This is a genomic window from Cupriavidus necator, from assembly GCF_040578825.1.
Classification (GTDB): domain Bacteria; phylum Pseudomonadota; class Gammaproteobacteria; order Burkholderiales; family Burkholderiaceae; genus Cupriavidus; species Cupriavidus necator_E.
This window is the reverse complement of record NZ_JBEFLI010000121.1, coordinates 1-11,185: the sequence shown is the minus strand read 5'-3', so window position 1 is coordinate 11,185 and position 11,185 is coordinate 1. Positions and strand designations below refer to the sequence as shown.

Annotated in this window: 13 protein-coding genes; 7 read left to right on the top strand and 6 right to left on the bottom strand. The window is 67.5% G+C overall.

Features of this window, described 5'->3' with window-relative positions:
* From AB1I47_RS32355 to gpmA, 4 genes are all read right to left on the bottom strand, one after another.
* Window positions 1-268: contractile injection system protein, VgrG/Pvc8 family (locus tag AB1I47_RS32355; RefSeq protein WP_354687741.1), on the bottom strand; the 268-nt coding region annotated here is incomplete at its 3' end.
* Window positions 269-589: 321 nt separating this feature from the next.
* A complete protein-coding gene (locus AB1I47_RS32350) occupies window positions 590-1,354 on the bottom strand; it encodes a HesA/MoeB/ThiF family protein (protein WP_042883932.1) in 765 nt (254 codons plus the stop codon).
* A 258-nt stretch (window positions 1,355-1,612) separates the two neighbouring features.
* Window positions 1,613-3,223, bottom strand: coding sequence for a S41 family peptidase (locus tag AB1I47_RS32345; protein WP_354687740.1), 1,611 nt, complete (start codon window positions 3,221-3,223; stop codon window positions 1,613-1,615).
* A gap of 197 nt (window positions 3,224-3,420) precedes the next feature.
* On the bottom strand, window positions 3,421-4,167 hold the full coding sequence (gene gpmA / locus AB1I47_RS32340; RefSeq protein WP_354687739.1) for a 2,3-diphosphoglycerate-dependent phosphoglycerate mutase: 747 nt from the start codon (window positions 4,165-4,167) through the stop codon (window positions 3,421-3,423).
* Window positions 4,168-4,356: 189 nt separating this feature from the next.
* Here gpmA and AB1I47_RS32335 point away from each other — a divergent pair, with 189 nt between their 5' ends.
* The 5 genes from AB1I47_RS32335 (at window position 4,357) to AB1I47_RS32315 (ending at window position 7,975) form a co-directional block, all read left to right on the top strand.
* Window positions 4,357-4,770, top strand: coding sequence for a rhodanese-like domain-containing protein (locus AB1I47_RS32335; RefSeq protein WP_354687738.1), 414 nt, complete (start codon window positions 4,357-4,359; stop codon window positions 4,768-4,770).
* Window positions 4,771-4,857: 87 nt separating this feature from the next.
* On the top strand, window positions 4,858-5,115 hold the full coding sequence (grxC, locus tag AB1I47_RS32330; RefSeq protein ID WP_354687737.1) for a glutaredoxin 3: 258 nt from the start codon (window positions 4,858-4,860) through the stop codon (window positions 5,113-5,115).
* Between the two features lie 188 nt (window positions 5,116-5,303).
* Window positions 5,304-5,822 (top strand): protein-export chaperone SecB, encoded by a 519-nt coding sequence (secB, locus tag AB1I47_RS32325; RefSeq protein ID WP_354687736.1) that lies wholly within the window; start codon window positions 5,304-5,306, stop codon window positions 5,820-5,822.
* Between the two features lie 121 nt (window positions 5,823-5,943).
* On the top strand, window positions 5,944-6,960 hold the full coding sequence (locus tag AB1I47_RS32320) for an NAD(P)H-dependent glycerol-3-phosphate dehydrogenase (RefSeq protein ID WP_354687735.1): 1,017 nt from the start codon (window positions 5,944-5,946) through the stop codon (window positions 6,958-6,960).
* 37 nt (window positions 6,961-6,997) lie between these two features.
* Complete coding sequence (locus tag AB1I47_RS32315) at window positions 6,998-7,975, top strand: Bug family tripartite tricarboxylate transporter substrate binding protein (protein WP_354687734.1); 978 nt, start codon at window positions 6,998-7,000, stop codon at window positions 7,973-7,975.
* Between the two features lie 74 nt (window positions 7,976-8,049).
* On the opposite strand, the gene trmL is transcribed toward AB1I47_RS32315, so the two are convergent.
* The gene (trmL, locus tag AB1I47_RS32310; RefSeq protein ID WP_354687733.1) at window positions 8,050-8,520 is read right to left on the bottom strand and encodes a tRNA (uridine(34)/cytosine(34)/5-carboxymethylaminomethyluridine(34)-2'-O)-methyltransferase TrmL; all 471 of its coding nucleotides are present in this window, start codon (window positions 8,518-8,520) and stop codon (window positions 8,050-8,052) included.
* Window positions 8,521-8,612: 92 nt separating this feature from the next.
* Complete coding sequence (locus AB1I47_RS32305) at window positions 8,613-9,455, bottom strand: ComF family protein (protein WP_354687732.1); 843 nt, start codon at window positions 9,453-9,455, stop codon at window positions 8,613-8,615.
* Between AB1I47_RS32305 and AB1I47_RS32300 the strand changes: the two genes are divergently transcribed.
* Window positions 9,444-10,397 (top strand): methyltransferase domain-containing protein, encoded by a 954-nt coding sequence (locus AB1I47_RS32300; RefSeq protein WP_354687731.1) that lies wholly within the window; start codon window positions 9,444-9,446, stop codon window positions 10,395-10,397. The genes AB1I47_RS32305 and AB1I47_RS32300 overlap by 12 nt on opposite strands.
* A gap of 273 nt (window positions 10,398-10,670) precedes the next feature.
* Window positions 10,671-11,180, top strand: coding sequence for a DUF2244 domain-containing protein (locus AB1I47_RS32295; protein ID WP_354687742.1), 510 nt, complete (start codon window positions 10,671-10,673; stop codon window positions 11,178-11,180).
* The last annotated feature ends 5 nt before the right edge of the window (window positions 11,181-11,185 follow it).

The window sequence follows — 11,185 nt, the reverse complement described above, 5'->3', positions numbered from 1 at the left end:
TTTCGGCCTGGCGGATCAGGCCGGTGCGGCGCGCCTGGCCGCCGCCTGCGAGCGTGGTCAGCAGCGTTACGCGCTGGCCGAGCAGGCTGTCCAGGGCAATATTGGCGTTGGCGCTGACCGCGACGATACGCCATTCGAACAGCGCCGAGACTGCCTCGCGGCCGATCCAGGCCTCTACCGCCAGTTCCTGGACCGGCCCATCACCTGCCAATGCGTACAGCCGATGGGCGGGGGAAAAAAGATGCTGGAAGAGGGTAGCTGCATCCATTCGCTGTCCAAGGTCGCGGCCCAGCAGGGCCTTCCGGGTGGGCGCTCGCCCCACCATGCCGAATCATTCTAACTTCAATAAGTGGTAGATATGACAAAAATATCGGCGATATTCTAATTCGACAGCGCTAATGCGGGTTGTTCAGAGCTTTGACTCAGGTCATACGGCTTGGGATGGCCGGCGAATGCTGGTCACTGTAAATGGGGGAGGGTGGCCAACACGGTTGGCCTTGCACGGTAAGGCGCGGTTGCGCCCTTGGGACGTCAGTCCGATTGGGTCGCCAATATGCTGGACTGCAGTGCAGGGATCGGCTTCGCTGGCTCAATGCCCGGCGCACACCGGGCAATCCGGCGTTCGCGCCAGCCGCATCGTGGTCCACTCCATCGACAGCGCGTTGACCATCAGCAGCCGGCCCGCCAGGCTGTCGCCGACGCCGGCGAGCAGCTTCAGTGCCTCGGCCGCCTGCACCGTGCCGACCATGCCGACCAGCGGCGCGAACACGCCCATGGTGGCGCAGGCGACTTCGGGCGCGGGTTCGGCCGGTGGGAAGAGGCAGGCGTAGCAAGGTGCGTCGGGCTGGCGGCGGTCGAATACGCTGATCTGGCCGTCGAAGCGCAGAGCGGCGCCCGATACCAGCGGCACCTTGTGGCGTACGCAGGCGCGGTTGACTGCCTGGCGCGTGGCGAAGTTGTCGCAGCAATCGAGCACCACGTCGGCGGTGGCGACGAGCTGGTCGAGCTCGGCATCGCCGACGCGCGCGGGCACAGTGACGATTTCAAGCCCCGGGTTGATGCGCAGCATGCCTTCGCGCGCGGAATCGACCTTGGGCCGGCCCACGTTGGCGGTGGTGTGGATGATCTGGCGCTGCAGGTTGGTCAGGTCGACCTCGTCGTTGTCGACCACGGTGATGCGGCCTACGCCGGCCGAGGCGAGGAAGGGGAGTGCGGCGGCGCCCAGGCCGCCGGCGCCGATTACGAGCGCATGGCCGGCCAGCAGGCGGCGCTGGCCTTCGATGCCAAGCTCGTCGAGCAGGATGTGGCGCGAATAGCGCAGCAGTTGTTCGTCGTTGAGGCCGTCGTCGCTCATGATGGTGTTCCTCTATGCGCGGAAGAGGAGAACGGTTTTGGGTGCTCCCAAGCCGCCCGAACTAGCCTAAGCAAGGTGTTCTCCCTCTCCCCTCAGGGGGAGAAGGGACCGGGGTGAGGGGTGGTTTAGCTAGGAGCCACATCAAGCAAGGCCAACGGTTTTAACCCACCGCCCTCAGCCTTTGACACGCCTGCACTCACCCTCCGGCCCCTCTCCCGCAAGCGGGAGAGGGAAGCAAACCAGCAGCAAGGAGAAGCTTCAAGGCGCCTTGCCCGTCGGCGTACCCAGCGGTTCGCCGATCGGCGCGCTCGCCGGCGGTTGCTTGCCGGGGGCCGGCGCTGCCGGCTTGGCGGCCGGAACGCTGGCGCCGCCCTTGGCGCCGCTCTTGCCCGAGGGCCTGGCTGCCTTGCCGTTGTCGGCCGGCGGATTGGTTTCCAGCTTCGACTTGGAGCGCTTGACCGGCTGGCCGTTGAGCTGGGCAATGGCCTGCTGCAGCATGAAATCGTCGGCCGTACCGAATTCCACCGGCTTCTTGCGGCGGTCCTTCTCGCGCTCTTCCGGCGTCTTCTTGGCGTTCTCTTCTTCCAGGCGGCGCAGTTCTTCCACGCGGCGCTGCTCGCGCTCGGTCATTTCCGGCGCTTCCGATTCCTGCTTGTTGTGCAGGTGGCGCTCGGTGTCGATCTCGCGCGTAATCAGCGCGTCGTCAGGATCGCCCTCGGGGTTCTGGTCCACCGGGATATCCGGGCGGATGCCCTTGGCCTGGATCGACTTGCCGCTCGGCGTGTAGTAGTACGCGATGGTCAGCTTGATGCCGGTGTCATTGGTCAGCGGACGCACCGTCTGCACCGAGCCCTTGCCGAAGGTGGTCTTGCCCATGATCTGCGCGCGGTGATGGTCCTGCAGCGCGCCCGCCACGATCTCCGATGCGGAGGCCGAGTAAGCGTTGGTCAGCACCACCATCGGGATCTTCTTGTAGATCGCGGGCAGGCCCTTGAGCGGATCGTCCTCCAGCGAAGACAGGCGGTAGTTGTTGTACGAGGCCTTGTAGACGCGCTTGGCATCCGGCACCTGGCCGTTGGTCGACACCACCGTGGCGTCGTCGGGCAGGAAGGCCGCAGCCACGCCGACTGCGCCCTGCAGCACGCCGCCGCCGTTGTTGCGCAGGTCCAGCACCAGGCCCTTCATGTTGGGGTTCTTCTGCGCCATCTCGGCCAGCTTGCGGGCCAGGTCGGAGACGGTGCGTTCCTGGAAGCTGGTCAGGCGAATCCAGCCGACATTGTTGTCGAGCATCTTGGCCTTGACCGACTGCACGCGGATCTCCGCGCGCGTGATCGAGACCGGGAAGGTGCGTTCCTCGCTCTTGCGGTAGATGGTCAGCGTGACCTTGGTGCCGGGCTCGCCACGCATGCGCTTGACCGCCTGTTCCAGCGGCAGGCCGCGCACGGGCTTGTCGTCGATCCGGGTGATCAGGTCGCCCGGCTGGATGCCCGCGCGGAACGCGGGCGTGTCCTCGATCGGGTTGATCACCTTGACGAGGCCCTCTTCCTGCGAGATCTCGATGCCCAGCCCGGCAAAGCGGCCGCGCGTGCCTTCCTGCAATTCCTTGAAGTCCTTCTCGTCGAGGTAGGACGAGTGCGGGTCGAGGCTGGCGACCATGCCCTTGATGGCTTCGGTCAGCAGCTTCTTGTCATCGACCGGCTCCACGTACTCGCGCTTGATCTGCCCGAAGATATCGGCCATCAGCCGCAGCTGGTCCAGCGGCAGTGGCCCCGATGAGTTCTGTGCGGTCGCCGAAATCTGCAGCGTGGCGAGCACGCCGGCGACGAGGCCGACAGAGACTAGGCTGATGTTCTTGAGCGTCTTGCGCATGAGGGCTGCCTGAACGTGTACTTGGTGTACGAAGTGTACGTGTGGGGATTATGCCGGCTGCGGCCGCCCGGCGCCGGGCGGTTTGTCCGACAGTATAAGTCCGTGTGGAGAAGGGGGCCTGCCGAGCCCCCGTTCGCGTCCCGGTTCAGGGTGGGCGGCCGCACACGCGCGTGCGCATGCGGGCGCCCGGTCCGGCTTCAGCGCGCCTTGCCCTGGTTGGCCACGGCCGCCAGCGAGGCGGCGATGGCATCCTGGTCGCCCAGGTAATAGTGGCGCAGGGGGCGCAAGTCGGCGTCGAGCTCGTAGACAAGCGGGGTGCCGTTGGGAATATTGAGTCCGACGATGTCGTCATCCGAAATCTGGTCCAGGTACTTCACCAGCGCGCGGATGCTGTTGCCGTGAGCGGCAATGACCACACGCTTGCCGGATTGGATGTCGGGAGCGATGGATTCGTTCCACAGCGGCAGCACGCGGGCCACCGTATCCTTCAGGCACTCGGTCAGCGGGATCTCGTTGCGCGGCACATCGGCGTAGCGCGGATCGTTGAACGAGGCACGCGGATCGGTCGGCTCCAGCGCGGGCGGCGGGGTGTCATAGCTGCGGCGCCACACCAGCACCTGCTCGTCGCCGAACTTGGCGGCGGTCTCGGCCTTGTTCAGGCCGGCCAGCGCGCCGTAGTGGCGCTCGTTCAGGCGCCATTCATTGCGCACCGGGATCCACATCAGGTCCATTTCGTCCTGCACGTGCCACAGCGTGCGGATGGCGCGCTTGAGCACCGAGGTGTAGGCGATGTCAAAGCTGTAGCCGGCATCCTTGAGCAGCTTGCCGGACAGCCGGGCCTGGGCGGCGCCGGTGTCGGTCAGGTCGACGTCGACCCAGCCGGTGAAGCGGTTTTCAAGGTTCCACGTGGACTCGCCGTGGCGGATAAGGACAAGCTTGTACATGCTGCTGCTTCCAGAGAGTAGATAACCTGTGCATGCGTCCGTGCCGTCACTCCGAGAGCTTTATGGTTCCCTTGCGGGACTTCGATGTCTCTGGCAGGCGACAATGGCGGCTGGCCATGCAGCGGCAGGCCCCGGACGCCAAACCGCGTATTTTATAATGCCGCCGACCCAACCTACCGGAATGCCAACGTGAATTTCTTCGCCGACTACAACAACCTGGCTCTGATCGCCCTCGCCGTGGTCTCGGGCGGCCTGCTGGCCTGGCCCGCGATCTCGCGCAGCACCGGCGCCAAGTCCGTCAATACGGTCGCCGCCACCCAGCTGATCAACAAGCGCGGGGCGGTGGTGGTCGACATCCGCGAACCCGCCGAGTATGCCAAGGGGCACCTGCCGCAGGCCAAGAGCGCGCCGCTGGGCGACCTGGCCAGCCGCGCGGCCGGCCTTGCAAAGGACAAGGCGGCCCCCATCATCGTCGTCTGCCAGACCGGCCAGGGTTCGGGCAAGGCTCAGGCAGCGCTGAAGGAAGCCGGGTACAGTGAGATCTACGCGCTGGAGGGCGGCATCGCCGCCTGGCAGCAGGCGGGCCTGCCGCTGGTGAAGTAACCCGGCCCCTCACCCGTATCAGTCGTACCGCGCGCCGCTCCGGCCCCTGCCGGTGCGCGCGCCGCATTGCATTCAAGGAGAACCCGCATGGCCCGCGTTGTCATGTACAGCACCATGGTGTGCCCGTATTGCGTTATGGCAGAGCGCCTGCTGAAGTCCCGCGGCGTGGAGACGATCGAAAAGATCCTGATCGACCGCGAGCCGGGCAAGCGCGAAGAGATGATGTCCCGTACCGGTCGGCGCACGGTGCCGCAAATCTATATCGACGAGACCCACGTGGGCGGCTTCGACGACCTGTCGGCGCTGGACCGCCAGGGTGGCCTGGTGCCGCTGCTGGCTGCCTGAGGCGCCACGCGGGCGCCGGCACTGGGAACCATCTGATTCCGGGCCGGCTTGTCCGCGCGCGGGTGAAATCGCCACCCGCGTCATGTACCATATGCGCTTTCCACTTTTCCAACCGGGCACCGGCCAGCCCTGCGCGTAGCAGGCACCGCGGCCGCCGCGCCCAACGCCCATCCTCCCGGAAGCCTTTCATGAGCGACCAGCAAAACACCCAGCAGGACGATCAACCCTTCTTCAATATCCAGCGCGTCTACCTGAAGGACATGTCGCTGGAGCAGCCCAACTCGCCGGGCATCTTCCTGGAATCGGAAGCCCCGTCGGTGGAAGTGCAGGTCAACGTCGGCGCTTCGCAACTGCAGGAAGGCATCTTCGAGGTGGTGGTGACCGGCACCGTGACGACCAAGGTGCAGGACAAGGTGGCCTTCCTGGTGGAAGCGCACCAGGCCGGCATCTTCGATATCCGCAACGTGCCGGTGGAGCAGCTGGATCCGCTGCTGGGCATCGCCTGCCCGACCATCCTGTACCCGTACCTGCGCAGCAATATCGCCGACGTGATCACCCGCGCCGGCTTCCAGGCCATCCACCTGTCGGAAATCAACTTCCAGGCGCTGTACGAGCAACGCCTGCAGGCGGCCATGGAAGAAGCCCAGGGTGCCGAAGGCGGCGCCAGCGGCATCGTGATGCCCGACGGCAGCCAGGCCCGCCACTGATCCCGGCGGAGCGTTGCATCGGAACGGGGCTGCGGCCCCGTTTTGACTTTGAGGCCCGTGGCTTTCCCGCTGCCCTGGACCGGACTACCATCGACTGCGCCCACCTTCCGATCGAGCTGCCATGAAACTGACCTTCCTCGGTGCCGGTGCCTGGGGCACCGCGCTTGCCAGCCATGCCGCGGCCACCAATGACGTGGTGCTGTGGGGGCGCGACCCCGCGCAGCTCGCGGCAATTGCCGCCACGCGCGAGAATGCCGCTTACCTGCCGGGCGTGACCCTGTCCGAGCAGCTCGCGGTGCAAGAGGATTTCGAGCTTGCGGTGGCGCACGCCGCCGACGATCCGGACGGCATTGTGGTGGTGGCCACGCCGGTGTCGGGCTTGCGCGAAATGACGCGCCGGCTGGCCACGCGCAGCGCGCGGCCGGTGTCGATGCTGTGGCTGTGCAAGGGCTTCGAGTCGGGCACGCACCTGCTGCCGCACCAGATGGTGCGCGCCGAACTGGACGCGGCTGGCCGCACCGAAGGCTTCGACTACGGCGTCCTGACCGGACCGAGCTTCGCGCGCGAGGTGGCGCTGGGGCTGCCGTGCGCGCTGACGGTGGCGGGCAGCGTGCCATCGCTGGCAGAGCGCTCGCAGCGGGCCTTCCATCACCACGCGATGCGCATCTACGGCAGTGACGACCTGACCGGCGTCGAGGTCGGCGGCGCGGTCAAGAACGTGCTGGCGATTGCTACCGGCGCCAGCGACGGGCTGGGCCTGGGCCTGAACGCGCGCGCCGCGTTGGTGACGCGCGGGCTGGCCGAGATGACGCGGCTGGGCCTGGCGCTGGGCGGGCGGGTCGAGACGTTTATGGGCCTGGCCGGCGTCGGTGACCTGATCCTGACCGCCACCGGCGACCTGTCGCGCAACCGCAAGGTCGGACAGCAGCTCGCGGCGGGGCAGAGCCTGGACCAGATCCTGGCCGAGCTGGGCCATGTGGCCGAGGGCGTGCGCTGCGCGCAGGCCGTGGCCGAGCTGGCCTCGGCTAACGGCGTCGAAATGCCGATCGCGCGGGCCGTGTGCGGTGTGCTGTTCGACGGGCTGAGCGCCGCCGATGCGGTCGCGCAGCTGCTGCAGCGCGACGCGCGCGACGAATGACGCAGCGCAATCCAACCTTCCTGACCCTACTTATCGCATGCCTACCCGCCGCCACGCGCTGATCGCGCTTGCTGCTGCCTGCGCCGCCGGCGCCACCGCCAGCGCGCTGGCCCAACCGTGGCCCGCACGGCCGATCCGCATGGTGGTGCCGTTCCCGCCGGGCTCGTCGCCCGACCTGATCGCCCGCATCGTCACCGAAAAACTGGCCGCCGCGCTGGGCCAGCCGGTGCTGGTGGAAAACCGCCCCGGTGCCGGCGGCAATATCGGTACCGGCATGGTGGCGCGCGCCACGCCCGACGGCTATACGCTGCTGTTCACCATCAACGGCCCGCTGGTTACCGCGCCGACGCTGTCGCGCAACCTGAACTACGACCCGTTCCGCCAGCTCGCGCCGGTGACGCTGGTAGCGACCTCGCCCAATGTGCTGGTGGTTGACGCGCGGCTGCCTGTCCATAGCCTGCGCGATTTCGTCGCGCTGGCGCGCTCGAAGCCGGGCGAGCTGAACTACGGTTCGCCCGGCAACGGTAGCGCCTCGCACCTGGCGATGGAGCAGCTCAAGGCGATCGCGGGCATCGACCTGCAGCATGTGCCATATCCCGGCTTCCCGCAGATCACCGCGGCGATGGTAGGCGGTCAGGTGCAGGCGGGCTTCATGGTGCCGGCGATCGCGATGCCGCAGGTCAATGCCGGCAAGCTGCGCGTGTTAGCCGTGACCACCACCGGGCGCACTGCGGTGCTGCCGTCGGTGCCGACGGTGGCGGAGTCCGGCTATCCGGGCTTCGAGGCGATTTCTTGGCAGGCGGTGCTGGCGCCGGCGGGCACGCCGCAGGCGATCATCGACCGGCTCTACCGCGAACTGGTGGCGATCATCGGCAGCGCCGACGTGCGCGACAAGATGCGGGCGCAGTATTTCGTGCCGGCAGGCACCGCGCCGGCGTCGCTGCGCCAGACGATGGCGAGCGAGAAGGCGCGCTGGGACAAGGTGATCAGGGCGGCGGGGGTGCAGGCGGAGTAGACGGATGTCCTCTCGAAAGCGGGAGAGGGCAGCCAACCGGCAGCGTGCGAAGTTCGCCAGCAGTGGGCGTCAATTCAGCTTCCACCCGCGAAGCCGTTCTGCCTCCAAGCTTCAAACACCACCACCGCGACCGTATTCGACAAATTCAGGCTGCGGTTGTCCGGCCGCATCGGCAGCCTTATGCGCTGCGCCGGCGGAAACCACTCGCGGCGCTCGGGCGACAGGCCCCGGGTTTCGGAACCAAACACAAACCAGTCCCCCGGCCGGAACGCCACCTGGCCGAACGGGGTCGAGCCGCGCGTGGTCAGCGCGAACATGCGCGTCGGATCGGGCTGTTCGCTGGCCATCAGCGCGTCCCAGCTCTCATGCACGCGCATGGTGGCGTACTCGTGGTAATCCAGCCCGGCGCGGCGCATGCGCGCATCCTCTAGCGGGAATCCCAGCGGTTTGACCAGGTGTAGCTGTGCGCCGGTATTGGCGCACAGGCGGATCACATTGCCGGTGTTGGGCGGGATTTCCGGTTCGACCAGGACGACGTTGAACATGATGCGGGGGTATTTCGGGCGAGCGCTGCCCTTCGTCAGAACGGTGCGCAGCTTACCGCGCGCACCATTCACTGTCATCCCGGCAGGCGCGGTCAGGGCGTGCGCAGCGCGACGATCACGCTGACGAGGGCCGCGCCCTGCGCCTTGAGCACGCGCGCGGCTTCGTGCAGCGTGGCACCGGAAGTCATCACATCGTCGACCAGCGCCACGTGCAGTCCGTCCAGCCGCGCCGGCCGTGCCAGCCGGAACGCATCGCGCAGGTTCACCTGCCGTGCGGCCAGGTCCAGCGCCCGCTGGCTGCCGGTATCGCGCTGGCGCTGCAGCAGCACCGGATCGGCACGCAAGCCAAGGCGCCGCGCCAGCGGCCGGCAAATTTCCCAGGCCTGGTTGAAGCCCCGGGAGGCGAGGCGCTGCGGCGACAGCGGAATCGGCGCAAGCAGGTCGGGCGGCGCCAGCCGCGCTTTTTGCCACACCGCTGGCATTTCGGCAGCGAGCCGCGCCGCCAGCCAGCCCGCCAGCGGCAGTGCCTGGCCGAACTTCAGCGCCAGCACCAGGTTGTCCTGCGGTGAAGCGTAGTCGCCCAGCGTGTGGGCATGATCGAATGCCGGCGGCATCGCGGCGCAGGCCGGGCAGTGGTAGTGGCGGCCCAGCGCCAGCGCGCAGGCCGGGCAGCGCCGCACCGGGCGCAGCAGGTCGGTGGCGCACGGCGCGCACACCACGTCGCGCTGCACCGCGCCGCACAGCGCGCAGGCGCTCGGCAGCAGCGCCTGCCGGATGCCGGCAAGGGCGTGCCCGGCGGCCAGCGCGGCGCGCGCGTATACTTGCCGTCCGGCCGCGGCCCATCGGGCCCGGCGGCCGCCGTCGTCCGGCGCCCGTGCCTGCACCTGTGCCGCTTCCTGGTCTTCTTGCTGCCCTGTCTGTCCGTGTCCCTGCATGCCGCTGAATCCCCCGACGCTTTCCTGCCGCCCGCGCGCCTGACCCGGCTGGCCTTCGACCGGCGCAGCCGCGGCTTCGGCCAGCTCGACTTCCTGCTGGGCGAGATCGGCCGCCGCATGCAGGAGCGCATGGAGGTGATCCGCCTGGCGCCGCAGCGCGCGCTGGATATCGGCTGCGGCCATGGCCAGGGCCTGGCGGGGCTGCGTGCGCGCTTCCCCGATGCGCAGATCGCCGGGCTCGATATTTCCGGTGCGATGCTGGCCGAGGCCGGCCAGCGCGACCCGCAGCGCCGGCCGGGCTGGCTCGGCCGCATGCTGGGCAAGCGCCCGCTGTTCGACCTGGTCCAGGGCGATCTTGCCACACTGCCTTTTGCGCCCGCGAGCTTCGACCTGCTGTGGTCGAACCTGGCGCTGCACTGGCATCCCGAGCCGCACCGCGTGTTCCCGGAGTGGCACCGCGTGACGCGTGACGAGGGGCTGGTGCTGTTCTCGCTGTTCGGCCCGGACACGCTGAAGGAACTGCGCGGCGCTTTTGTCGAAGTCGACGGCGCCCCCCATACGTTGCGCTTTGTCGACATGCACGATATCGGCGACATGCTGGTGCACAGCGGCTGGTCAACCCCCGTGATGGACATGGAGACGCTGACCGTGACCTACGAGTCGCCCGCCACGCTGCTGCGCGAGGTGCAGGCCTTCGGCGGCCTGCGCGGCCCGGCCGGCGCATTGCCGCAGGGCCTGCGCGGACGCGGCTGGTATCAGGCGCTGACACAGGCGCTGGAACGCAGGCGAAACGCAGACGGCGTGATCCCGCTGACCTTCGAGATCGTCTACGGCCACGCGTGGAAACTGCCGCCGCGCGGCAGGCAGGCAGTCGACGATCTGGGCCGTGCAGTGGTGCCGCTGGACAAGATTGGACGTGCAAAGCCGCGACAGGCAGGTTAAAACAGAGTTAACTTGCGCGTGCGACAGATTGCCGCAGACTGAGCACTGGCGCGGCGTGCAGGGACATTGTGGGGCTTTTGCCCTTGCATGGAATCAAGCGGCGTGCAAGCCTAGTGGTCAAGGCGCGCCCTTGTCCGTGTATGGGAAGCGCCCTATAATGCGCCAGTTTGTCGCAGTGGTCCCCTGGCACAAGAACGTCCTGGTTTTGCACCTGCACTGTGCAGCCCCGGGCGCTATCGTCCCGGGTGTGCATCCGATGCAGAGTGGTTGGCGATGCAAGACTTGGGTATCGCATTCCAGACGGCAGGTGGTGACTCCGGCGGTAATCTCGACGGACCTCCTCCCACGCCCCACGACTGGCTGATGAAGCGGAATTGCTCGCTGTCTCCACGCCAGGTCGGCTGGTTTTACCTCTCGATCCTCACTGTTTCGCTTGTCATCGCATTGTTTTTTGCGTGGCAAGGGTCCTGGCTCGTGCTGCCATTTGCCAGCATCGAGCTGATCGGACTGGGGATCGCCCTGCTTGTGTATGCACGCCATGCAACAGACTATGAGCGCGTCAGCATTACCGACGGCATGCTGGTCGTGGAGACAGCCAGCGGCACTCGGGTGACGCGCCAAGAATTCAACCCGCGCTGGGTGCGGGTCGAACTGGGTGAATCGTTCCGTGCGCTGGTGACGCTGCGCTCGGGCGGGCGTGAGGTACAGGTGGGGTGTTACGTGGACCCGTACCGGCGACGCAAGTTCGCGCAGGAGCTCGCAGCGGTCCTGCGCCGCCTCTGAGGAGG

What these genes read in the sequence shown, in the direction of transcription:
- secB (WP_354687736.1), top strand. Translation starts at nt 5,304, where the DNA reads ATGAGCGACCAGCAAAACACCCAGCAGGACGATCAACCCTTCTTCAAT.
- AB1I47_RS32350 (WP_042883932.1), bottom strand. Translation starts at nt 1,354, where the DNA reads ATGAGCGACGACGGCCTCAACGACGAACAACTGCTGCGCTATTCGCGC.
- trmL (WP_354687733.1), bottom strand. Translation starts at nt 8,520, where the DNA reads ATGTTCAACGTCGTCCTGGTCGAACCGGAAATCCCGCCCAACACCGGC.
- AB1I47_RS32345 (WP_354687740.1), bottom strand. Translation starts at nt 3,223, where the DNA reads ATGCGCAAGACGCTCAAGAACATCAGCCTAGTCTCTGTCGGCCTCGTC.
- AB1I47_RS32320 (WP_354687735.1), top strand. Translation starts at nt 5,944, where the DNA reads ATGAAACTGACCTTCCTCGGTGCCGGTGCCTGGGGCACCGCGCTTGCC.
- AB1I47_RS32305 (WP_354687732.1), bottom strand. Translation starts at nt 9,455, where the DNA reads ATGCAGGGACACGGACAGACAGGGCAGCAAGAAGACCAGGAAGCGGCA.
- AB1I47_RS32315 (WP_354687734.1), top strand. Translation starts at nt 6,998, where the DNA reads ATGCCTACCCGCCGCCACGCGCTGATCGCGCTTGCTGCTGCCTGCGCC.
- gpmA (WP_354687739.1), bottom strand. Translation starts at nt 4,167, where the DNA reads ATGTACAAGCTTGTCCTTATCCGCCACGGCGAGTCCACGTGGAACCTT.
- AB1I47_RS32295 (WP_354687742.1), top strand. Translation starts at nt 10,671, where the DNA reads ATGCAAGACTTGGGTATCGCATTCCAGACGGCAGGTGGTGACTCCGGC.
- grxC (WP_354687737.1), top strand. Translation starts at nt 4,858, where the DNA reads ATGGCCCGCGTTGTCATGTACAGCACCATGGTGTGCCCGTATTGCGTT.